The sequence below is a fragment of the Rhodococcus sp. WY5 genome, assembly GCF_018588185.1.
Taxonomy (GTDB): Bacteria; Actinomycetota; Actinomycetes; order Mycobacteriales; family Mycobacteriaceae; genus Rhodococcus_F; species Rhodococcus_F qingshengii.
The window spans coordinates 6,065,022-6,087,269 of sequence record NZ_JAAMPR010000001.1 but is presented as its reverse complement, the minus strand read 5'-3'; the positions used below and the strand labels follow the sequence as shown (position 1 = coordinate 6,087,269).

Sequence of the window (22,248 nt, the reverse complement as noted above, 5' to 3'; positions counted from 1 at the left end):
GATTGAATTGCGTAGTTGGCGTGCGGATCTGGACCGAGCTGGGGGCGGTTGAACCGGTGAATGTCGGCAGGTTTGCCAACCCGACTCGACCTCCACCGGAGGGCGCACCTGGTGGCAGTTGGGCGGTTCCGAATGATATGCAACTGGCCGGCCCAGGTTCGGTGGGCGCGGCAGCGGCGAGGGGAGTGGACCACAGGAGGGCGGCGGAGAGTAGGACGCCGACGCTCAGCAGTCGCGGTCGGTGCGGGTGCGAAACTCCACTCGCGGTCTCGTTCACCGTCCGATTGTCGCATGATCGGCACGTTGAATCTGCGAATTGTGAGGTTTGTCCATCTGTGTCGGTTGCGGCGAGAGTGCCGATCGCTGCGTTGGTTGTTGTGAGTGGAACGAGAGTGCTTGTACTGCAAAGGTATTAGCCGTGTAACTGAGTTTGCCACGACCTGCAGATACGGTGGGGTGATGAGAAGGCCGAAGTCGCTGGGTGAATGGTTGGTAGCTGACCCTCCGGAGTCATCCAAGCCACCGGGGCCGATTCTTTTGGCATTCACCGTTGTTCCGCTCATTGCGTTGGTCTGCCGGCATTACGGTTGGTGGCCTTCGCCGTTCGGGGAGTACAGATGGTTGGATCCCTTCCTCGTCAGCGCCGCGGCTCTGCTCATCTTGATCGTGGTCGGTCTGGTGTGGGCGATCCGCACCCTCTATGTCCTTGGCCAGGACCGGCGGTGGTCGTGGTGGATTCTGTCCTCCCCGATCGCCGTCATCGCTGCAGTAGCTCTGGTGTTGTTGATGCCGCCGGCAACTTTCCTCGACAAGAGCGGAGAGTTCGAGACCATCGCGATTGGTCTTTTGGAGCAGCCTGAATCGACCGTGGAAGAGCTCGAGATCGGCCAGTTCGATATCAGTAGTGCCCATGTCGTGCGGCCGGATGAGGTCTACTTCATCGACAACGACAGCATGTTCATCACCTCGAGTGGGTGGGTGTACTCGCCCAGCGGCCCACCATCGGGGTTCGATGATTTCTCCGCAACTCACCTCGGCGGACCTTGGTACGAGTTCACGGCGGTATGGCGTGACTGATAAATCGAGTGGCCTGTAACGCAGGCCTGTAGCTACCATCGCGGTGTGGATACGTACACGGTGACGCCCCATGGGCGTGAGGGGGTTGTCGGCGTCGTCTTCGCCGGCGACAGATAGCGCATTTCGGACCCGACAGCACTTGGTGCTGATCGGGCCATGAGCTGTACCCACCTTCACCGAGCCACGATTGGTATACACCCATGATCATTTTGACCGATACATCTATTCGTTCCAGCCTCGTCAACGCGAGTCGTAAGGAGAAGTCCGATCTCACCCTGCCGGACGGCTTCGGCACCATCGACTTCGACGCTCTCGACTACCTGGGCTGGCGAGATCCGAAAATGGGCCGACGCGCCTACGCGATCGTCCCGACACTCGACGGGGAGACCATCGGAGTCTTGCTCGTTCAAGCCGAGGCCACTCCGCGATCGCGCGCCCAGTGCTCCTGGTGCCGCGACACGCGACTCCCCAACGAGGTCGTCTTCTACGGCGCCAAGTTGGCCGGGCCCGCCGGTCGACGTGGCAGCACGGTCGGAACACTGATCTGCCGAGACTTCCAGTGCTCGTCCAATGTTCGTAACGACCCCCCGCTCCCGTATGCCGGCTACGATGCCGCCGCTGCGCGCCAGAACCGGAAAGATGAACTGGTGCTGCGGGCTTCGAGTTTTGTCGAGCGGGTGGCTCGGCAGTAGAGCGGACCAAATCGGGGACGAGATAGCACCCTGTTGCGACGTTCGTCCCCCTTTCCTGACTCAGGGAGGGGGACGAGCTGTCTAGACGGGTTTGATCCGACGAGCACTTCGAGACGACGCGACATGTGGCGTCGCACATGATTGCGCGGTCACGGCGTTGCTCGACGCAACGTCGCCCAGGCTCCGGCGATGCACGCGATGGCAAGGGCCAGAGGGAGTAGTGCCATCGGTACCACTCGGGGAGTATCGACAAACCACGAACCGATCGCCGGCCACCACCCAGCCCAGGTGATCGCGATCGCTGACAAGCCGAGCAAGCCGAAAAGCCCGGTGAGGGAGGCGAGTAGACCGGTGATCCTCCACCGCTGGTAGATAGCACCTGCCAGCATTGCGATCGAACTGGTCAGCAGCAGCGTCGCGAACAGTGCGAGCAACTGTACGGCGGTGTTGTCGGTGAAATAGCGTGCGATGCCGAACATGCGCATGTGCACACCCCAGCCGTTGGTGGCGGACTCCAGCACGGACAGCAGTTGCAGCGCGATTGCGAAGACTGCGGACTGTGCCAGCGCCATAACCGTGGTGGCAGTGAAGAACTCGCGGCGAGTCACGCTCAGTCCGAGCGCGAATGGGAACGTCTGCGTCATCGACTGGAGGTAGAACGCCAGCACGAAACCGTAGACCGAGAACACACTGCCGGTGAATCCCTCACCCTCCTCATTCCCGACGATCGCGTAGATAGTGAAGCTGATCAGGAACGAGATCAACAGGATGCCCACCGGCCAGGCGATCAGCAACGGCCACGCGACCGTGTGCAGTTGTAGGACGGCACCGATCCTGGACCGAGCGGGCGTCTTCGGGACCGTCCGTGGCTCTGTCGTTGCGATACTCATACGGTGATCTCCTTGCGCTGCGTCGAAGTCGCGATGACAAGTTCCTGCAAAGATGCCGGTTCCACTTGGACTCCTGCCTCCCGCAGTCGGTTTCGCTCGGTCTCTGTCACATCGGCCTGCAACATGATTCGGCTGTGGGCGCCCAGTGTCTCCCGGCGCAGGACCCTGCCGGACGCAGCAACGGCATCCACCGCATCAATGGGACCGGATACCACCACGGCGCGGCTACGCAGTGCATCCGCGTCTGCGTCGACGACAATCCGGCCGCCGTCGACGACAATCACGTGCTCGAGTAGATTGGCTACCTCGTCGATCAGGTGAGTCGAAAGCACCACAGTGCGAGGATGTTCGGCGTAGTCCGCAAGCAGGCGATCGTAGAACAGTTGGCGTGCAACGGCATCGAGACCGAGATACGGCTCGTCGAAAAGCGTGAGCGGTGCACAGGAGGCAAGTCCGATGATCACTCCCAACGCTGACCGCATGCCGCGCGAGAGCTTCTTCACCTTGCGGCACAGGGGAAGTTGGAAATCGTCAAGCAGTGTCTCGGCGAACGCGTGGTCCCAATTCGGGAGTAGATGGCCGGCGGCGACGAGTACGTGCTTGACCTTGAGGTCTTCGGGGTACGTCTGGCTTTCCTTGACGAAGCACACGTTCGCCAGGACGTCGGCATTCTCGAAAGGGGCGGCCCCGAAAACTTCGACGTCGCCGCTGGTGTGCAGGTCCTGCCCGGTCAGTATCTGCATGATCGTCGTCTTGCCTGCGCCGTTACGGCCGAGTAGGCCGTAGATCTTGTTGCGGCTGATCTCGAACGAGACGTCCGCGAGCGCGTCGACATCCCCGTACTGTCTGTCCACCGAACGCATCGAGGCGACGAGTTCGGTCTCGTCGAAACGCCTGACGTGCGACTTGGTCGTTGTCGTGCTCGCGTTCATCGGTCCGCCTTCCTGTCGTCCAGCATGGATTTGAGTTCGTCGAGGGAAATCTGGAGCCGGTCGGCCTCTGCGAACAGCGGCTCGATGTACTGGCGCGCGAACGCTTCTCGGCGTCTGAACCTGAGTGCGTCGCGGGCACCGACCGTGACGAACATTCCGATTCCCCGTTTCTTGTAGAGGATCCCCTCGCCTACGAGCTGATTGAGGCCCTTGGCTGCCGTCGCCGGATTGATTCGGTGGAACGCGGCCAGTTCGTTGGTTGAGGGCACCTGCCCGTCTTCCGGCAGGGAGCCGTCGATGATCGAGCCTTCGATCTGCTCGGCGATCTGCTGGAACAGTGGTCGTCCGTCGTCGATCACGATGATCGACGCCCGGTGTTCACTGGTTCATTACTCATGTAATGAACCATAGAACGTCGTGGAGCATGTTGGCAATGAGATCGCGGAATCTGGCACCGATGACGTGGGTCTCCGAGCGCTACCCATCGGGGCATTCATCGCAGAGGCTGATGGAACAGCTTGGATGCAGACCAGCTACGACTTCCAGATCCCGGGGCGTTGCGCACAGGCATTGAGCTTCTGCGGAACCGTGGAACCGCCGATCTAGGTGGTTGACCACGGGACGGGGCACCTTCGGGTGGCCGGTAGTTATTGCCTCAATGAATTCGGCCACCTCATCGAAGACGGCAACTATGTCGCGGGGGTCATTCTGCATGGACGTTGTCGATGGAGAGTTCACGTACGCGTTGACCGAAACACCCGTCAGCATCGGCAATTCGCCACCCAACGTGAACAGACGAAACCCGCGGCCTCGGCTTCGGGGCGTAACCCGTAGTCGTAGAACGGAAGCCGGACCGCACGCGGCGGTCGGGCCCCTTTTCGTCAACCCAAAGACGGAGTCGTATCCACCGCAAGTAGGGACTTAGCGCCCCGTTTTGGTGTTTCTGTACTGATTTGCAATCCCGATACGTACGCTTCCGGCCAGGGAATCGGACACTCGACCAGCAGGGGTATCTATGCCGAATGTGACAGTGAAATTCGGGGGTTCAGACCCGGAAACAGCAGACCTCGCACGCCGGGCACTGCAACCAGTACTAGACAGCATCTACCGCACATACCGCAGGAAACCGCTCCCATTCGTCGAAGCCGCACTTAGACGCGCAGGTCGAGGAAGCTTCTCACAAGCAGGAATTGAACGATTCGCCGACTACATTTCAAGAGGAGACCGACCGATTCTCACCACATAGCGGCCGCTCGTGATGAGGCCGAAGACCGAAGCGCTTCCACCGGCTACCTGTTCGACGACCTAAATTGGTCAGTGCCAACTAGGTACAGGTCCATCGTGGTCAACATCAACATCAAGAGACAGCGCCCGCCCGCGTCCGAGATCGGTAGCTTGCCTCACCGTGGCAAGGGTCGAGCCAGCAGACGTATTCGATCAAACGGAGCTGAGGAGGCTGATTCAGCAGATGCACATTAATCGACCTCTGTGTGAATTCTGCTCACGGTGCACACTCGCGTGATCAAACCAGTCGGCGCTGTGACATTCGGTTGCTGATCCTATTCGGGGCGGCCTCGACCGACTATTTGAGACCTGTCAAACATAAGCTCCCCTTCCTGGCCAGGAAGGGGAGCTTATGTTTGTGACCACCGCACGATCCACGCATCTTCTGATATGCAGGTTTCAGGCAGAGCTGAAAATGTCATCCACATGCGGTCGGCCGATCTTCTCTACAAGTCGGGAGCGGTTAGTGGCCCTGCGCCTTCTAATGAGAAGGGGATCGTGGAACCGTTCGCCATCGCCACGATCATGTTGACGATAGCAAAGAGGACGTTATCCATTTGAATTCACCTCCTCGCTCCGTCTAGGGCCCGGCAAGATTCGCCACTGCATACAGGGCAGATGTCCTGCTATCGAAATTGGGACCTGCAATGTAAGCGGGCGAGCCTGGACCGAATGAGGTGACTGTCCTGATATATCCGAGGCGATTCGAGGAGTTGTAGTCCACCAACCAAGGTCCACCAGAAGCACCTGCGCCAAAGTTGCCCGGTTTGGGAGTTGCGTGAGAAGCCGTAGCTCCGAACGTCATAACCAGGGAAGGCGCTGCGATGCTTGCGGGGAATAAGGTTTCGACTCTGGACACCTACGGCCTTCTATCGAATTGGGGCCAATCTGCCGGTTTCTAAAGATCGTCGGGAAGGTAGCACGACGCTAATGTGACATTCCTCGAAACTGGGGTATTTCTTCGAGCTTTATCCGGCTCTCCGGATCCGTGCAGAGCGATGGTCTTACATTGGCACTTACGGTTAGGGCGTCCGATACTTAGGAAGAATACGTACTTGATTCTTTTCGAAGGTGATTTTTGACGGACTTGGGTATTTTCACAGTTGTGATTGTGAGAAGATCTGCATTCTTGCGTGAGTTGTGGTCCCCGGTGTCCGGGTGCGCTACGGCAGATCGGTTTCAAAAACTTCAACTGATAAGCGCGCGGAGTCCGAGCGGAGACAGTTTCCAACCCCATCGGTTGGTAGTCGCGCTCGAATCACTGATGGACGGCAAACGAACCGAGGTACCGGCGACCATCGGCTTCGAGGTCGACAGCACTCTCCTGACAGTGCGCGCAATGGACACCGATTCAGGCCGGGGGACGACCAGTCGGACTGCATCGATGAACTGCAGAATTCCGAGACGCGGTCCTCTAGCACCCCCATTTTCGTTGGATTCACATTGACTGATCACTGAATGGAGGGGGTTGTGTACCTGCCGTGTACCTGTCACAGGATTGGGTCCCAAACAAGCGAAGTTCGACTGCCCCAAAAGGGCTCTGAACTGCGGAGAATCTGTGGAGCCGATGACGGGAATCGAACCCGCGTATTCAGCTTGGGAAGCTGATGTTCTACCATTGAACTACATCGGCGTCGCAGCCGACCGGACGTGTTTTCACCGCCGATCAACGTGCTTTCCGAACATTATCAGACGAGCTTTCAAGCGGCGGTGTCCCCGGCCGCCATTGATCAACACAGGCGTGTCGAAGTCGGCGCCTTCGGTAAATGATTTGCCCAAAATTTGTGCGCAGGAACACCTTTCGGGATGGAGAACTTGAGATAGGTGGGGCTGGGCTCTCCAGTGGGAGTCCAGAACCCGCGCATCGTGTTCGGTAACCACAGTGTGATCGCCCCGGCGATGGGCCGGCACTGCCCGCAGAACCGGTAGCCTCTACCTGTGCTGCTCTCCGATCGTGACATCCGTGCCGAAATCTCCGTTGGACGTCTGGGTATCGACCCTTTCGACGACTCCATGGTGCAACCGTCGAGCGTCGACGTGCGCCTGGACGGTCTGTTTCGGGTTTTCAACAACACGCGGTACACGCACATCGACCCGGCACTTCGCCAGGACGAGTTGACCAGCCTGGTCGAACCGGCAGAGGGCGAGCCGTTTGTGCTTCATCCCGGCGAGTTCGTTCTCGGTTCGACTCTCGAAGTGTGCTCACTGCCGAACGACCTCGCCGGCCGTCTCGAAGGTAAGTCGAGCCTCGGGCGCCTGGGCCTTTTGACGCACTCCACCGCCGGCTTCATCGACCCGGGTTTCAGCGGCCACATCACACTGGAGCTGTCCAACGTCGCAAACCTGCCGATCACGCTCTGGCCGGGAATGAAGATCGGACAGCTCTGCCTGCTCAAGCTCTCGAGCGCTGCAGAGTTCCCCTACGGAAGCTCCGAGGCCGGATCCAAATACCAGGGCCAGCGCGGCCCGACACCGTCGAAGGCGTACCTGAACTTCAACCGCGGCTGAACGAACGAACTTCGGGGGGAGTCGCATGATCGGAATTTTCTACGGTCTGGTTTTCATGAACTTGTTGTTCGTGACCAGCACCGTGTGTTTGATGAAGCCGTCCAAAGCCAGTGTTGTTGTGACCGTCTGTGCAGGGGTGGCGTGGCTGTTCTTCAATGGACCGCTGGAAGGTCAGGTCTTGTGGTCGTTGAACAGAGAACACGGTCTGACGGTCTCGGATCTGATGTCGCTTGTTGCCTTCGGCATCGCCGCTCGTGGTTGGAATCAGGTTCGCAAAGCCCGCGAAACCGTCGGCGCAGATCGTTTCTGACCTGCGCGCTCACCTGGATTGACCGCCACGATTCGGACAGATGTTTCGACCTGGAGCACAACAGTCGTCGAATCGGGCACAATTACTGGTTATGTGGTGGATTGTCGGAGGCGTACTACTCGTATGGGTCGTGTGTTCCATTCCGATTGCCATCCTGGTGGGGCGGGGTATCGCGCGTCGGGACCGCGCGGAATTCGACGGGCGAAATCAACAGTGGGCCGACGAGGTTGTCAGGTCGATCGAGAAGCAATCGGAGCAGGACAATGCCGATCGGCGTAAGCCACCACTGATCAGCTGACCAGCTCGACTTTTCCGGAGGTGAGTGGGCATGGAACTTCCATCCGATACTCCCGACGACGTCGTGGCCGCGGCCGCCGGCGGACCAAGGGTTCCGCAGTTCGATCCCACAGTGGGGATTCCGGTAGTTCCGCCAGGGGGAGATGCTCCCCACCGGTTGGTGGTCATCGGCGATTCGCTGTCGCAGGGATTCCAGAGCGGGGCGATCTTCAATACCGATCTGTCGTACCCGGCGATCATTGCTCACCAGCTGGGCCGGCTCGACCAGTTCCGCTTTCCCCGTTACGGCGGCCCGGGCGGGCTTCCGCTCAACATCGAACTGTTGCTCCGCACCCTCGAGGAGCGCTTCGGCCCACGGCTCGACCTCTGGGAGGTGCCGCTCGCACTCTTTGCTGCGCGCGCGTTCATGGATCAGGTAGAGGACTATTGGGAACGCGGACCGGGCAGCGAAGCGCCGACATTCTCGATAATCAACCACAACCTCTCGGTGTACGGGTGGGATCTTCGTGACGCTCTGACCAAGACGGCGCAGGGCTGCGAGGATGCTCTTCACCAACCGCACGACGATTTGATCAGCCAGATCGTCGAGAACAACGGCGAGCGCGCCGCACTGCGAGTTCTGCCGCGAGGCTCCGACGCCGAGAAGCGTATGACCGCGTTCGACGCAGCAGCGGAGTTGGGCAAGGAAGGCATCGAAACTCTGATCGTCTTCCTCGGTGCCAACAACGCGCTCCGCACCGTCACCGAACTCCGAGTCGAGTGGAGCGGCAACAACTTCCGTGATCCGGTCGGCAAGCGCGACTACACGGTGTGGCGGCCTGAGCACTTCGCGTCGGAGTATGCCGAGGTGCTCGCCGCGATCCGGAAGATCAACGCGCAGCACGTCATCCTCTGCACCGTCCCACACGTGACCATCGCACCGATCGCCCACGGGCTCGGGGGGAAGATCGAAATCGGATCCCGCTACTTCCCGTACTACGCACGACCGTGGGTGCGCGACACCGACTTCGACCCACAACGCGATCAGCACATCACCGGCGCGCAGGCGTGGGCCGTCGACACCGCAATCGACATGTACAACGACGGAATCGAGCAAGCCGTCGCGAATGCCCGTCGGGTGGGGAAGGACTGGTACCTCTGCGATATTGCCGGGTTGCTCGAGCGCGTGGCCTCACGGCGCTACGTCACCGACGTCAATGCGCGGCCGTCATGGTGGACGCCGTACCCCCTTCCCAAGGCGCTGACCGACTTGCAACCCGTGCCGGACTCGCTGTTCCTCTCCGCCGACGGTCGCGGCGGCCGCGCTTCGGGCGGCCTCTTCTCGCTCGACGGCGTTCATCCCACGACAGTCGCGTACGGGGTGATGGCGCAAGAACTGGCGAACATCATGGTCACGGCCGGGGTCCAGTTCGACCGCGCTCAGGTCGATTTCGACCGACTCGTCCGACGCGACACCTTGGTGCGCACTCCGCCGCAGAATCTCGATTCCACGCTCGGCGTCATCGGCTGGGCCGACGAGCATCTCGGCTTTGCCAAACGTGTGTTCGGCCTCTGACTTTCAGCTTGCCTTCGACATCGTCGGTGCAACGATGCGTTCCGCGTACTCCCGCAGCAGTGCCACCAGGTCTGCGTCGTCGACGGAAAGTCTGCCGGTCGGACCTATCGCAGCCAAGGCACCGACGACACACCTTTCCGCGTCGTGGATCGGGACGGCGACGGCGGAGCGCCCGACACGAATCTCGTCGACCTCACGGGCGGCCTCACCGCGCCGGATCCGCGAGAGCTCGAGTTCCAACGCGTCGCCGTCGGTGATGGTGTGTGCGGTGACCTTTCGCAGTGGGGCCTCGGCCAATTCGGGTCGGTTGGCGAGGAGCAGCTTCCCGATAGCCGACGCGTGAACGGCTGTGACCAGTGTCCGTTCACCACTGAGTTCGTGGTCGGGATCGCGATCGACGAGCCGAATTCTGTTTTCTGCAAACGACGCGAGGTAGACGCCGAACCGTAGCTGTTCGCGGAGTTCTTCGAGGAGCACCGAATTGTCGATGGGTGTGGGTTCGGCGGCAGCCCCGGCTAATTCACGGGTGCGTCGGCCTAGTGCGAAGCCGGAGAGGTCGGCGATCCGAACCAGGTAACCGTCGGCGACAAGGATGTTGAGTAACCGATACGCAGTGGCAGGTGGGATGTCGGCCAGGGCGGCAATGTCCTTGGCGGTGGCTCCCGATCCGAGCCTGGCCGCCGACTCGAGGAGGGCAAGGGCGCGCTGAACCGCTCGGGGTTCGTGCCCACCGAGGTCGCGTGGTCGGCCCACCATCAGCGGGCGCCGGCAGTCGGCTCGCCCACCAGCACGATGTTTCCGGCTGCGTCGGTGGCGAACACCCCAGCTCCTGGTAGTACGTCCTCGGTTTCGGGACTGTCGAAAGCGCCGACGTGCAGCAGACTTGCGGGGCTTCGGCGTCGCAGGTAGAACTGCCAGAGTGTGCCCGAAGTCAGGATCACGAGCACGGCGATCGGTGCAACGTACGCGTGGTCGATCGTGTTGGCATAAACCAGGTAACCGAGGACTATCGCTCCGGCACCACTGCCACACGACGCGGCCGCGAGAACGCCGGGAGTGTGCTCGCCGATCCGTGTCAGGAAGACAACGGATGCGATAGCCGTCAGTGCATAGGCCACGATGACGGCGCCGCGAACAGTCAGTCGAACGTCGTCGAAGATTTCTCCGCGCCCGAGAACGGCAAAGGTTCCGCCGCCCAGCAGGACGGTGCAGACCACGGTAGTCAATGCGAAGTAGGGCGTACGGAAGGCACTGTGAACCGAGGCGAACCGGCGGGGGAGTAGGCGCTCGACACCGAACGAATAGACCAGGCGTGACGCAGCATTGGACGACGCCATCGAGGACGCCAGCCACGAGCACCCCAGACCGACGTTGAGCGCGATCACGACACCGGGGCTCACGCCCGTCGCCGTTCCGTGGAGATAGGCGTTGACGAGGGTGTCACTGCGCCCGGACCAAGCGGCCCAGCCCGCGAAGATGAAGAGCGATCCACAGATGATCGGAGTGAGAAGGACTGTGCGGGTGACGGTTACCAGCGGACGACGGGCCTCGGGGCCGAAGAAGGCCGCGCTCTCGAATCCGGCGAGAGCGAACACGGCAGCCAGGGCGGTGAGTAACAACCCGTGGCCGGAGGTGGGTGGAACGATCTGTGCTTGTTGACTTCCGGAACCGCCCAGGATCATGAGCCCGACGATGAACAGAAGTGAACAGCTTTCGACGACGAGGATCGCGAGCGCGGCAAATCTGACACTTCGCACGAGAGCGCCGAGAATCAGCAAGGCTATCCCCAGATAGAGCGCGATGACGTGAAAAGTCTTGTCCACGTGCACACCCGCGAAGCCGAGCAATGCGATTGCGGCCTGTCCGCCGTGATAGAGCGTCATCACCGCGCTGCCGACGTACTTGACCAGCATGGCGATGCCGGTGGTCAATGCTGCCCGGGTGCCCAGGCCACGAAAGACGAAGCTGTGCAATCCGCCCGACGCAGCCATTCGGCGAGTGAACTGCGAAACGCAGAAGGCTATGAGCGTCACCAGCACGGTGGCCGCGATGATGGTGATCATCCCGCTCAACAACCGGCCGTGTGTCAGCATGGTGACGGGCAGAACGACCATCGACACAGCAGGGGCAGTGGTTGCCACCGACTGGGCCAGCACTTCGGCGCCCGAGAGTTGCCGACGGCCCAACGCCCGCAGCGGTGATCGCGCCGGGGGCTGCTTCTCGCGCGTGGTGAAGGACCGCGCGATGGCTTCGGTGAGAGCGGACATGTCGCGTCACGCTAGTCCGGTTCTGTAACGCCGATATTGCGGGCATGCTTCCGCTGATCGCACTCGGGTGAGAGAGCAAGATGCGAACGCTCGCACGTTTCTCACTCGGTCCCCACCGACTGTTTCCTGCGCGTCAAGTTCCGGACCCAACGCTCCTGAAGTCTGTGTTCAACACCAACCACCCGGGTCACCGGGAGCACACTGGGGAGCTCGAATGCCATACACACGTAGATCTTTCATGCGCAGCCTGGGAATCACCGGCGGCGCCGGCCTGGCACTCGGTGCTATGTCGTCCATCGGCCTGGCGCCGGCAGTGGCGTCGACGCCGAGGCGATTTCAGGCACCTGCTGCGGGTGACCTGATCGGAAAGGTCAAGGGAAATCACTCCGTCGTGATCCTCGGCGGCGGACCGTCCGGGCTGTGCTCTGCCTACGAACTGCAGAAGGCCGGATACAAGGTCACCGTCCTCGAAGCACGCAACCGCCCGGGTGGTCGGGTGTGGTCGATCCGCAACGGCACCGAAGAAACCGACCTGAACGGTGAGACACAGACCTGTTCGTTCTCCGAGGGGCACTTCTACAACCTCGGTGCGACGCGTATTCCGCAAAATCACAACACCATCGACTACTGCCGCGAACTGGGCGTCGAACTGCAGATGTTCGGAAACCAGAATGCGAACACCTTCGTCAACTACACCGGCAACAAGCCGCTGGCGAATCAGTCGATCACCTACCGAGCAGCCAAAGCCGACACCTACGGATACATGTCCGAGCTGCTGCAGAAGGCCACCAATCAGGGCGCTCTCGACCAGGTCTTGAGCAAGGAAGACAAAGAAGCACTCTCGTCCTTCCTCACCGACTTCGGCGATCTCTCCAGCGACGGCCGCTATGTCGGATCCTCGCGTCGAGGGCACTCCGCGGAGCCGGGCGCCGGCCTCAACTTCGGAACCGAGATCGAACCATTCGGGATGAGCGATGTCATCCAGGGCGGCATCGGGCGTGCATTCTCCTTCGAGTTCGGTTACGACCAGGCCATGACGATGATGACCCCCGTCGGTGGCATGGACCGGATCTACTACAAGTTCCAGGACGCGATCGGGATGGACAACATCGAGTTCGGCGCCGAGGTCAGCGGCATGAAGAACGTGCCGGAAGGCGTCACCGTCGACTACGTCGTCGACGGCAAATCCAAGTCGATCACCGCCGACTACGCAATCTGCACGATCCCGCCGCACTTGATCAAGCGGCTGAACAACAATCTGCCCTCCGACATCCTGCTCGCGTTGGATGCAGCCAAGCCGTCGTCGTCGGGCAAGCTCGGTATCGAATACTCGCGTCGGTGGTGGGAGACCGAGGACCGCATCTACGGTGGCGCGTCCAACACCGACCGCGACATCTCCCAGATCATGTTCCCCTACGATCACTACAATTCCGACCGCGGCGTCGTCGTCGCGTACTACAGCTCGGGTAAGCGTCAACAGGCTTTCGAATCGCTCACCCACCGTCAGCGGCTGGCAAAGGCCATCGCCGAAGGCGCAGAAATCCACGGCGACAAATACACTCGCGACATCTCGTCGTCCTTCTCCGGAAGCTGGCGTCGCACCAAGTATTCGGAATCCGCCTGGGCATCATGGGCCGGCGCGGGAGATTCCCACGGCGGCATGGCAACTCCCGAGTACACCAAGCTGCTCGAACCCGTCGACCGGATCTACTTCGCCGGCGATCACCTCTCCAACGCCATCGCCTGGCAGCACGGGGCCTTCACGTCCGCGCAGGACGTCGTGACCCACCTGCATCAGCGTGTTGCGCAAACTGCCTGACGTGCTTCGTTTCCCATCACTTTTTCTGGAGGTCTAATCATGAAATCTCGCAGCACCAAGGTCCTTGCAGCGGCATTCGCCGCCACCACGCTACTGGGCTTCGCCACTGCCTGCTCGTCTGACGAGGCGGACGCCGAGACCACATCGAGTTCGTTCGTCTCGAAATCGATTCTCGAAGCGGGGCAGGCAAACCCGATGATCGCTCAGGGCGTCGCGATCGGCGGCGACACCGCAATCTACAAGACCAGCGGCATCGGTCCGTCGGCAGGAAACAAGGCGGCGCCGGAAGGTTCGCCGGAGTCGTACATCGACGGTCAGTTCTCCGGCGGTGTTCTGCCGACCGGTGTCACCGTCACCGAGGCGCAGGGCATCAATGTACTCAAGAAGATCCGCGACAACCTCGAAGCTCAGGGATTGAGTCTCGAAGACGTCGTGACGATGCGCGTCTTCCTCGACAACGCGCCGGGATCGGACAAGGCCGACTACACAGGATGGAATCGCGCGTACCGGCAGTTCTTCGCCAACACCAATCTCGACACGGGTGACACCGAGTTGGTGCCGATGGGCACGGCCGAGCCGATCGCTCCGATCGAGCGAAACAGCGCCCGGCCCACCCGATTCGCCCTCGAGGTTGCCGGACTGCCCGTTGCCGGTTGGCTCGTCGAGGTAGAGGTCGATGCGGTGTACCCCGACGGCAAGGAACCCGCCTGATGGGCGCGCTCAGCCCGACTCACTGGGCGATCGTCGCAGTAGTGCTCGTGGTGCTGTTCGGTTCGAAGAAGCTGCCCGACGCGGCCCGGGGCCTCGGCAGGTCGATGCGGATCCTGAAGTCCGAAGTCGGTGAACTGCAGTCGGATACGGACCTCGCGTTGGAGCAGCGAGACTGACCCCCGTGCGCGGTTGAGGAGTCCCCACACTCCTCAACCGCGCACAGGTCTACTAGATCAGACCTTCGGAACGAGCTACCGACGGTGGTGACGGCGGACCCTTCACGAAGACATCGATCAGCACGTCCTCGTCCTGGTACGACGCGAACTGCGCCAACCCCGGCGTCTGGCGCACAGCCGAATGAACGGCGTCACCGTTTTGCGGGTACTCCGGTACGACGTGACGCCAATGGGCGCACAGCAGCGTTCCGCCAGGCTCGAGATGCTCGACGACCTGCAGCATTGCCTCGATGAGCTTTTCGAAGGTCAGGTAGTAGCCGACTTCGCTGATGACGACGAGGTCGAAGGTTTCGTCGGACCAGTCGTCACCCAACGCCCAGAGCCGAAATTCGGAGTCATGTCCGGTAAGCCTCGCTCGAGCGCTCTCGAGTGCGGTCGGGACGATGTCGGTGGCGAGAACGCTGTCGCAGCGCTCGGACAACTTCTCGGTGAGAACCCCGATCGAGCACCCCGGTTCGAATGCGCGACGGTATCGAGGTTTCGGGAGCATAGCGACACTGAGTGCGTACTTCCGCTGCTCGTACCAGCGGGATTCGAAATCCCATGGGTCGGACTGTGCGGCATACATCTTGGCGAAGTAATCCGCGGGGAGTTCACGATCGCTCATACGAACACCGTCTCGTACGGCCTCAGTAGTCGTTCCATCGCGTGGCGGGGGAGGATGGGTGCATCCGCGGGATGATCGGAAAGCGGAGCGATCTGTGAAGTGAACTCATTGGTGGCAGCAGATTTCGCAGCCTGAACGTCGGAGGGCAAGGTCACCTTTCGTGCTCTTTCCCATGGGACTGCCGCATGATCCGGCGCGGCCCAATGCCACGCCCAGATGGGATACTCGATCAAGCGCGATCCAGTGTCCGCGCACGCCCTCGCCGCCGCGTCTCCGGTGGCTTCGTGGTCCGGGTGGCCGTCCCCGCGCCACGTGGAGGCGCACCAGGTATCCGCCGAGGAATCACCGAGAATCGAGCTGAGGCGGTCGGTCAACTCCTGTCGGTTCTCGCCGATCTTTCCGTCCGGGATGCTCAATCGAACCGGTGTGGGAATTCCGAGGACACGCGCTGCCCGATCCGACTCGGACCGTCGACGGCGTTCCATCTCGGGCTGAGTCACGGTCGGTGAATCGGGATGCGAAGCTCCGCCGTCGGTGACAGATACGACCTGAACACTGATGCCGGAAAGTATTGCCAGAAGAGCGGTTCCGCCCAGACCGAGTATTTCGTCGTCGGGATGGGGAGCGACGATGATCAATCGTGAGCATCCGGTGAGATCCAGTTCCGGAAAACTTCTTCCCCACTCCCGCCATGTCGATTCGGGAGTACCGCCGTCGTCGACAGGCTTCTGCGCGAACAGTTTCGAGTTCACCACGGCCGTTTCCCCTTGGCTGCAATCCGGCCCAGCTCGGCGAGATCCTTCTCGGCGTGACTCTGCCGCAAGTAGACGGTGAGATCGGCTACCCGTGCGGCGTGCGCGGCGTCCATGCAGAGCGGTGCGGCGCCGAGAGCGCGTCCCACCCGATCCAGGGTCTCGGTAGCGGCGCGCTCGACAATTGCGCGCACACGGAGTGCCCGCTGCATGGCCTCGGCATTTTCGTCGAAGGGATCCGCATCGATCTCGGCCGCCGCGACTGCGAGCGCGTTGCGCGCTGCGGCGAGCGCTGCATCGACCGCACCGAGGTGTGCGAGTACGTAGGGGTCTTCGCTGCTTGCAGCCTTGTCGTACAACGGATCAGCGACGCCGCAGGCGCCGCCGTACCAGCATGCAGCCACGCCGATCGCGCCGTGCCAGAACCCCGGGCGGCTCAGATAGTCGCCTGCCGTCCCGACCGGTATGGCCGGAACCATGTCGAAGTCGACCGCGCTGGAGTCGCTTTCGGCCATACCGACGGCCTTCCACGAATCGGGAACGGGATGCACCCCAGGTAGTCCGAGCTCGACCGCGAAGAGGGAGGGGACACCGTCGACCAAGGCGGTGATCAGTGCATGCGTGCAGGTGTTGGCGCCGGAACACCACAACTTGCGACCGGTGAGCGTCCAGATCCCCACGTGCTCAGACGCATTCACCACAGGTTGGGGTGGCTCGGCCGCCCACACTCCCCACAGCTGCCCGGGTTCGGGATCCGGTCCATCGAGTTCGGTGAGTATCGCGACGGCATCGGTGTGAGCCTCAGCCATCCGGCCGAGAACCACATTCTCCCGTGTGAGCTCTGCCAGGGAGGTCCACCGTGCGGCCGTCGCGCCGCCGCCGGGCAGCGGCAAGTACAGTCCACCTGCGTCCAGGAGTGTGTGTAGTCGTTTCATCGTGCCAACTCCGCTTCTTCGTTATCGGCGGTCGTACCACCCAGGTTACGGATATGTCCGGCAAAGCCGCCCGGAGTTCGGCCGTCGAGACGCGCAGACGTGGTGACCGCAATGTCCTCTGCCCACGCGATACAGGCACCGGCCTCGCTCAACCGCCGGACGAGATCGACATCCTCGTCTTCTTCGAGATCGCAGAATCCTCCGACGTCCCAGTACATATCGGCGCGGACACCGAGGTTGGCACCGTGGACGTGACCGTGTCGACCATAGGGATGTGCGTGGTACATACGTTCGTACCGTTCGCGAACGGAGTGCGGATGGCCTTCCCAGTCCGCGATGCGAACGGTGCCCGCGACGACGTCCGCAGTACGCGCATACTCCAATTGGCGCGCAATCCAGGTGGGGCCGACCACCGAATCGGCATCGGTCGTGGCGAACCACGCTGAGGCCCCCAAATCCGAGCCGAACGCAGAGAAACCCGTCGCTCGCGAACGGCCGACGTTCTGATGCTCGACGCGGAGTACTTCCACCCCGTCGGGGATGACCCCCGCGGTTCCGTCCGAACAGTTGTCGAGGACGGCAACCACTCGGACGGGGACAACGCAAGCAGACGCCGCTGTTGCGAGTGCACGAAGGCAATTGGGGAGGTCTTCGGCTTCGTTGTGGGCGGGAACTACGACAAGAACCTGGTCGATTGGCACAGTGACGATCCTTTCCTCACCCTGGTACGGTCGGGTCTTCTTTCGTCCCGGTTCTCAACAGATAACCACATTTCGGACGGGGGCCGCCGCGCGACCGCCAGCAGCCGTGCAGGTCGAAAACTGTTTCGGTGAAACATCTCTGGATACGTTTGAGAGATGTGCCGGCGGGGTACAAGACGGGGTTTTGGGTGCAAAACGGGGTTTCGCACCGAAGAATCTTCAGAACCGGCGGTGGCGCACCGAATCGACGAGCATCCGGGCCACCTCGTGCAGTTTCACGTTGGTGTGCTGCGATTGCTGAACGAGCCGGCTGAATGCTTCGTCGGCGTCGATGCCGTGGATGGCGATCAGCACGCCCTTGGCTTGTTCGATCTCGGCACGAGATTCCATGGCGCAGTGCAACTGTTCGATGTGCTCGTGTGCCTGACGCCAGCGTCGTGAATCTGCGATCGCCGCGCCCGCACCGGCGGTGAACAATTTCATCAACTCTTCGTCGAAGGGCTTGAACTCTGTCGAGGCGAATCCGTAGACGTTGAACGCGCCGAGAAGTTCGGTGCTTCCTTCGCCCATGGTGAGCGGCACGGACAAGTAGGACCGGACACCTTGTTTCCGGGCCTCGGCGGTGAATTCCGGCCATTTGTCGTCGTGATCACCCACCTTCGACCGAACCGACGACATGGTGCGCGCGGCGTCAACGCACGGACCACGATCGGCGGAATGCTGGGCATCGTCTATCGCGGAAAGGTAGTCCGCGGTAGATGCAGCAGTTCGTGGGCCATCGGCGGACAGCACTGTCACGCTGACAGCATCGGCATCCGGCAGCGCTTTGACCGCCGTCTCGGCCAGACGTTGGAGCATGGAGTCGAGATGCGCGTCCGTGTTCAGAGTGGACCGGAGTCCGGCAATCGCTTCGGCGAGGGTGTCGAGCGAATCTGCTGCGGAAGCAAACGCCGCGGCTCCCTGTGGGGTGTCCGCATTGCCTGTCATGATTCAGGTCTACTCCGCAAATTGCGGCGATGTAACCGTTCCAGGCGGTCTTTGCTTCGATGTTGCATGAAATCCGAGGTTCCTGGGTAGCCGCACGCAGCGATGTGCGATGTCGCCTGAAAAAGAGGAGCCGATGATGATCCTGCGTTTACCTGGTGTGTATCCACCGCAACACGACACGTCGTTACTGGCGGATGCGCTGCTGTTCGAGCGCCTCACCGCTCGCAGTCGGGTGCTGGATCTGTGCACGGGGACCGGCGCCCTCGCTGTCGCGGCATCAGCGGCAGGCGCAGGCCACGTCGTCGCGGTCGACATATCTCGCCGAGCGTGTGCCAATGCTCGTCTCAACGGGATCCTCAACGGAACCTCGATCGACTCCCGTCGTGGCGACCTCACCGAGGCGGTGCACGGCGAACTCTTCGATCTGGTGATCTCCAACCCGCCGTACGTCCCTGCTCTTGCAGATGATCTCCCTACCGCTGGAATCGAACGTGCTTGGGACGCAGGCAAGGACGGACGCGCCCTCATCGACAGGATCGCAGCCACCGTTCACGAGGTGCTCGTCCCGGGCGGCACACTGCTTCTCCTGCAATCGGTGCTGTGTGGGGTCGACAAGACCGAGGCGATACTCGAAGAACACGGTATGGCCGTAGAGATTTCAGCGCGGAAGTACGTTCCCTTCGGACCCGTGATGCGCGAGAGGCGCACCATGCTCGAGGCACGAGGGTTGATCACCACCGGTCAGGAAATCGAACAACTCGTGATCATTCGCGCAACGAAGTCTTGCCCTTCTCCCAACTCGATGTGAGGTGATCGCCGAGAAGATCGTCGAACGCCAGGCACGCTGCGGCGCCGAACAAGATGTCATCAGTCCGGTGCGGCTGCGAAGAAGCGAGACCGCCGGCAAGGTCACGAACGGCGATCTGTTCGTGAACGGAATCCGCTTCCACGTGCTCGTCGTAGAACAGTGTCGCGCCCGAACCGAATCCGAGTCGGCGCAGTCCTGCGCTGTATCGTTTGCTCGGCAGCGCAGACGTGGTCTCGACAGCGCACAGGTGCCCGACCATCGTTCCGAGATGGCGGCGATGAAAACCGAAGAGCGAGAGAGCATTCAACGACGCCAACGTTACCGCGGGAACAGAATCGATGTAGTGGCCGTAGCGGTCCGAAAGACCTACAGCCCGCATGGTGTCGGCAAAAAGACGCGAATGCATTCGCTCTGCGCGACCGCCTCCGTACTCGTCGCTCTGCACTTCGACGAGGGCGGCCTTGACGGCACCGGAGAGACGCGAAATTCCGAGGGTGTGCACATCCGCCTCGCGGAGCTGATTGAGCGAACGGTGAATCAGCACCTCCGAGAACTGATCGATCGTTGCATCCTTCGCCATGAAGGACGCAAGACCTGGGCCTGCACTGGGGGCGGTCATCGACCAGAGGTCGGCCACGACGTCGCCAGACGACTCCACTGTCCCCACGAGTTGCGCGATGGCGGACTCGAAACGCTCTTCGAGCCGAGACCGCACCGCGAGCAGGTCCGGATTCCACTCCCATTTGTCCGAGACGTTCTCGATTCCCTGCAAATGAAGCTCGTAGAGGAGCGTCAGGGTCAGCTGAGCGTCGTCGTCACGAAGAATGTCGTAGGTGAGGTCGGTGGACTGTGCATCCTCGTACGCGTCAGCGGCAGCCGTAATCTCCCTCGGATCGGCCGAGGAGCGCAGAATGGAAACGAGAGTGGCGCTCAGTGGGCCGCGGGCCTGTGGAACAGGCATGGAAGTGGGCACACCAGTGGCCGAATCGAGAACTGAAGAGGACATATGACCGCGTTTCCCGAATCGTCATCTGCCGAAACACCGAGTGTTCCCGGTAACAACACCACCATAACCGCCTGCACGGACGGCCCGCTGCTGGTGCGTGGTGACTTCGAGTTGCTCCGTGACGACGGAACCCCGATAGAGAACAAGCGCTCTACGGTTGCATTGTGTCGATGTGGGCGGACCGGCATCGCGCCGTTCTGCGACAGCTCCCACAAGAAGAAGCGGGCGCGAGCGACGTAACCGGTGCCAATATTCGGAACAAGCCCGACCCGTGAACCAAGACGACCCGGAAACCAAGAAAAGGCTGGATGCCGGCACCATGCGGTGCAGCGTCCAGCCTTTTCAGTCTGAAGTCAGACTGGGATCGAACTCAGATGGCGCGAACGTTCTGAGCCTGGGGGCCCTTCTGGCCCTGTCCGATCTCGAACTCGACCTTCTGGCCCTCGTCGAGGGACTTGTAGCCGCTGCCCTGGATCTCCGAGTAGTGAACGAACACATCCGGTCCGCCACCTTCCTGCTCGATGAATCCGAAGCCCTTTTCACCGTTGAACCACTTGACACTGCCCTGAGCCATAACCAAATTCTCCTGGATCCATCGAGCCGAGCCCTCCCATCGAGAGTCCGGTCTCACACCTGATCCTGCCATGCTCTTCTTTTTCTGTCTCCAATTACATGCATGGCGAGTTGCAGTATTTGACGGCTTTGTCCCGTTCCGGGACCACGTCGGAAGCAGGTGATTGTTCAACTATGCGCGTTTACCTGCTGTGATGTATTCGTCCCTTCGATGCAGCGCGAAATGACAACACCTGTGTTAAATCTGGATTCGCGGCGCAGAATGCCACCCCGATACCGAGGAGGGGACCAAATACCCAACTCGATCGGGGTCGAGATCAGTCCGAATCGTCGGGTTTGGTGTGCCCGTCGAACGTCACATGGATGTTCTCGTGGGGAACCGCGCGTTGTGCTTTTGCTTGATCGGCGAAGGTGCGCCGATCGCCTTCGATGAGTTCGGTGTTGTCGGTGAACGGAGCCAACAACGCCCGCGGATGGAGTTTGTCGACTCGCACGACGTTGATTTCCGCACACATGACGATCGAGGCTGCAGCGAGGAACAAGAAGGCCAACAAACCCAGAACGATGGCAAAGACGCCATTGGTGGTGGAGGCACCCCGCACCACAGAGGTCACATAGAGGGCACCGAAGGACTGAAGTGCTTGCCAGAGAACAGCAGCGGCGATCGCTCCAGGTGCCACATCGGCTACCGAGAGCGGGCGGGCGCAGGTGAGCCGGAAAGCGACGATGAAGATGCCCGCATTCAAGACGACTACCGCAAGGGTCAGTAGGAAGCTGAACGAACCGCCCAGATGAAGCGCACCGCCGATGTTGGAGACAGCGGTGGTCCCCAAGATCGCGAGACCGATCGTGCCGAGGAGTAGTAGCCCTTGGAGACGCCCGCGGATGGGATCCGGTCGCATGTTTCGGGGCACCGACCACACCGTGTTCATCGCGTTCTGGCAAGCCAGAGCGACACCGAGGCCACCGTAGAGACCACCGACGATTCCGATCACCAGACCCGTGACACCGCCGCCGATCTGTTGCGCATTGCCCAGGTCGTCACCGATCACCGGAAACTGATGCAGCGCGGAGTCCAAGATCTGTTGCTGAAGCTCAGGGTTGCCCGACAGCACGAAGCCGAGAATGGTCGAGAGCAACAGAAGAAGAGGAAAGAGCGAGACGAAGCCGTAGTAAGCGATCAGCGCGGCTAGATAAACACCTTGATCGTCGAGGAACTTGTAGAGGACCGCTATCGGGAACCCCAGGGCCGGATGCTTCTGTTGCAAGGCATCGAGGCGCTTGGCGATTGTCATTCTCGG

Annotated in this window: 25 protein-coding genes and 1 tRNA gene; 12 read left to right on the top strand and 14 right to left on the bottom strand. The window is 61.3% G+C overall.

The genetic code is table 11. From position 1 onward, the window contains the following. The first annotated feature begins 459 nt into the window (after window positions 1–459). The gene (locus G4D79_RS28105; protein WP_042452341.1) at window positions 460–1,077 is read left to right on the top strand and encodes a DUF1109 domain-containing protein; all 618 of its coding nucleotides are present in this window, start codon (window positions 460–462) and stop codon (window positions 1,075–1,077) included. A 200-nt stretch (window positions 1,078–1,277) separates the two neighbouring features. Continuing rightward, window positions 1,278–1,769: an FBP domain-containing protein gene (locus G4D79_RS28100; RefSeq protein ID WP_007726512.1), complete on the top strand. Its 492-nt coding sequence runs from the start codon at window positions 1,278–1,280 to the stop codon at window positions 1,767–1,769. A 149-nt stretch (window positions 1,770–1,918) separates the two neighbouring features. Here G4D79_RS28100 and G4D79_RS28095 read toward each other — a convergent pair whose 3' ends face one another. Genes G4D79_RS28095 through G4D79_RS28085 form a run of 3 tightly spaced genes read right to left on the bottom strand, consistent with a single transcriptional unit; the run spans window position 1,919 to window position 3,950 of the window. After that, a complete protein-coding gene (locus G4D79_RS28095; RefSeq protein WP_007726514.1) occupies window positions 1,919–2,659 on the bottom strand; it encodes a hypothetical protein in 741 nt (246 codons plus the stop codon). Further along, entirely contained in the window at window positions 2,656–3,591 is a 936-nt protein-coding gene (locus G4D79_RS28090; protein ID WP_099698826.1) for an ABC transporter ATP-binding protein, read from the bottom strand. The genes G4D79_RS28095 and G4D79_RS28090 overlap by 4 nt, the downstream gene beginning before the upstream one ends. Continuing rightward, on the bottom strand, window positions 3,588–3,950 hold the full coding sequence (locus tag G4D79_RS28085) for a GntR family transcriptional regulator (protein ID WP_099698827.1): 363 nt from the start codon (window positions 3,948–3,950) through the stop codon (window positions 3,588–3,590). The genes G4D79_RS28090 and G4D79_RS28085 overlap by 4 nt, the downstream gene beginning before the upstream one ends. Window positions 3,951–4,008: 58 nt before the next feature. Here G4D79_RS28085 and G4D79_RS28080 point away from each other — a divergent pair, with 58 nt between their 5' ends. Next, on the top strand, window positions 4,009–4,197 hold the full coding sequence (locus G4D79_RS28080) for a hypothetical protein (RefSeq protein WP_099698828.1): 189 nt from the start codon (window positions 4,009–4,011) through the stop codon (window positions 4,195–4,197). A 2,237-nt stretch (window positions 4,198–6,434) separates the two neighbouring features. Here G4D79_RS28080 and G4D79_RS28075 read toward each other — a convergent pair. Then, a tRNA-Gly gene (locus G4D79_RS28075) sits at window positions 6,435–6,508 on the bottom strand. Window positions 6,509–6,813: 305 nt separating this feature from the next. Here G4D79_RS28075 and dcd point away from each other — a divergent pair. The 4 genes from dcd to G4D79_RS28055 all read left to right on the top strand — a co-directional run bounded on the left by dcd (window position 6,814) and on the right by G4D79_RS28055 (window position 9,545). Then, a complete protein-coding gene (gene dcd / locus G4D79_RS28070; protein WP_003943702.1) occupies window positions 6,814–7,383 on the top strand; it encodes a dCTP deaminase in 570 nt (189 codons plus the stop codon). Window positions 7,384–7,408: 25 nt separating this feature from the next. Next, a complete protein-coding gene (locus G4D79_RS28065; RefSeq protein ID WP_054187570.1) occupies window positions 7,409–7,693 on the top strand; it encodes a hypothetical protein in 285 nt (94 codons plus the stop codon). A 91-nt stretch (window positions 7,694–7,784) separates the two neighbouring features. After that, window positions 7,785–7,991, top strand: a complete 207-nt coding sequence (locus G4D79_RS28060; protein WP_007726530.1) for a hypothetical protein — start codon at window positions 7,785–7,787, stop codon at window positions 7,989–7,991. Window positions 7,992–8,021: 30 nt separating this feature from the next. Continuing rightward, the gene (locus G4D79_RS28055) at window positions 8,022–9,545 is read left to right on the top strand and encodes a hypothetical protein (protein ID WP_099698946.1); all 1,524 of its coding nucleotides are present in this window, start codon (window positions 8,022–8,024) and stop codon (window positions 9,543–9,545) included. Between the two features lie 3 nt (window positions 9,546–9,548). Here G4D79_RS28055 and G4D79_RS28050 read toward each other — a convergent pair whose 3' ends face one another. Then, window positions 9,549–10,301, bottom strand: a complete 753-nt coding sequence (locus G4D79_RS28050; protein ID WP_007726535.1) for an IclR family transcriptional regulator — start codon at window positions 10,299–10,301, stop codon at window positions 9,549–9,551. After that, window positions 10,301–11,812 carry an APC family permease gene (locus tag G4D79_RS28045; RefSeq protein ID WP_099698945.1) on the bottom strand — a complete coding sequence of 504 codons (1,512 nt, stop codon included), beginning with the start codon at window positions 11,810–11,812 and terminating at the stop codon, window positions 10,301–10,303. Before G4D79_RS28045 ends, G4D79_RS28050 begins: the two co-directional genes overlap by 1 nt. Before the next feature lie 238 nt (window positions 11,813–12,050). On the opposite strand from G4D79_RS28045, the gene G4D79_RS28040 reads away from it, so the two are divergent. Genes G4D79_RS28040 through tatA form a run of 3 tightly spaced genes read left to right on the top strand, consistent with a single transcriptional unit; the run spans window position 12,051 to window position 14,518 of the window. Beyond that, a complete protein-coding gene (locus tag G4D79_RS28040) occupies window positions 12,051–13,631 on the top strand; it encodes an FAD-dependent oxidoreductase (protein WP_007726538.1) in 1,581 nt (526 codons plus the stop codon). Between the two features lie 39 nt (window positions 13,632–13,670). Continuing rightward, window positions 13,671–14,342, top strand: coding sequence for a Rid family hydrolase (locus G4D79_RS28035; RefSeq protein ID WP_007726540.1), 672 nt, complete (start codon window positions 13,671–13,673; stop codon window positions 14,340–14,342). Continuing rightward, entirely contained in the window at window positions 14,342–14,518 is a 177-nt protein-coding gene (gene tatA, locus G4D79_RS28030; protein ID WP_003943732.1) for a Sec-independent protein translocase subunit TatA, read from the top strand. The genes G4D79_RS28035 and tatA overlap by 1 nt, the downstream gene beginning before the upstream one ends. A gap of 52 nt (window positions 14,519–14,570) precedes the next feature. Here tatA and G4D79_RS28025 read toward each other — a convergent pair whose 3' ends face one another. From G4D79_RS28025 to G4D79_RS28005, 5 genes are all read right to left on the bottom strand, one after another. Further along, a complete protein-coding gene (locus G4D79_RS28025) occupies window positions 14,571–15,185 on the bottom strand; it encodes a class I SAM-dependent methyltransferase (RefSeq protein WP_042926398.1) in 615 nt (204 codons plus the stop codon). Then, window positions 15,182–15,940: a PIG-L deacetylase family protein gene (locus G4D79_RS28020; RefSeq protein ID WP_003943643.1), complete on the bottom strand. Its 759-nt coding sequence runs from the start codon at window positions 15,938–15,940 to the stop codon at window positions 15,182–15,184. Before G4D79_RS28020 ends, G4D79_RS28025 begins: the two co-directional genes overlap by 4 nt. Further along, complete coding sequence (locus tag G4D79_RS28015; protein ID WP_007726542.1) at window positions 15,934–16,872, bottom strand: hypothetical protein; 939 nt, start codon at window positions 16,870–16,872, stop codon at window positions 15,934–15,936. Before G4D79_RS28015 ends, G4D79_RS28020 begins: the two co-directional genes overlap by 7 nt. Beyond that, window positions 16,869–17,573, bottom strand: coding sequence for a glycosyltransferase family 2 protein (locus G4D79_RS28010; protein WP_042452319.1), 705 nt, complete (start codon window positions 17,571–17,573; stop codon window positions 16,869–16,871). Before G4D79_RS28010 ends, G4D79_RS28015 begins: the two co-directional genes overlap by 4 nt. 219 nt (window positions 17,574–17,792) lie before the next feature. Next, window positions 17,793–18,560, bottom strand: coding sequence for a GAF and ANTAR domain-containing protein (locus G4D79_RS28005; RefSeq protein ID WP_003943624.1), 768 nt, complete (start codon window positions 18,558–18,560; stop codon window positions 17,793–17,795). A 109-nt stretch (window positions 18,561–18,669) separates the two neighbouring features. Between G4D79_RS28005 and G4D79_RS28000 the strand changes: the two genes are divergently transcribed. Further along, window positions 18,670–19,368 carry a HemK2/MTQ2 family protein methyltransferase gene (locus G4D79_RS28000; RefSeq protein WP_037131016.1) on the top strand — a complete coding sequence of 233 codons (699 nt, stop codon included), beginning with the start codon at window positions 18,670–18,672 and terminating at the stop codon, window positions 19,366–19,368. Here the strand turns inward: G4D79_RS28000 and G4D79_RS27995 are convergent. Then, the gene (locus G4D79_RS27995) at window positions 19,325–20,374 is read right to left on the bottom strand and encodes an iron-containing redox enzyme family protein (RefSeq protein ID WP_099698944.1); all 1,050 of its coding nucleotides are present in this window, start codon (window positions 20,372–20,374) and stop codon (window positions 19,325–19,327) included. The genes G4D79_RS28000 and G4D79_RS27995 overlap by 44 nt on opposite strands. Here G4D79_RS27995 and G4D79_RS27990 point away from each other — a divergent pair, their 5' ends adjacent. Then, entirely contained in the window at window positions 20,375–20,614 is a 240-nt protein-coding gene (locus G4D79_RS27990; protein WP_003943717.1) for a CDGSH iron-sulfur domain-containing protein, read from the top strand. A 130-nt stretch (window positions 20,615–20,744) separates the two neighbouring features. Here G4D79_RS27990 and G4D79_RS27985 read toward each other — a convergent pair whose 3' ends face one another. Continuing rightward, the gene (locus G4D79_RS27985) at window positions 20,745–20,948 is read right to left on the bottom strand and encodes a cold-shock protein (protein ID WP_003943666.1); all 204 of its coding nucleotides are present in this window, start codon (window positions 20,946–20,948) and stop codon (window positions 20,745–20,747) included. Window positions 20,949–21,264: 316 nt separating this feature from the next. Further along, window positions 21,265–22,242, bottom strand: coding sequence for a YihY/virulence factor BrkB family protein (locus G4D79_RS27980; RefSeq protein ID WP_003943713.1), 978 nt, complete (start codon window positions 22,240–22,242; stop codon window positions 21,265–21,267). Window positions 22,243–22,248 lie beyond the last annotated feature (6 nt).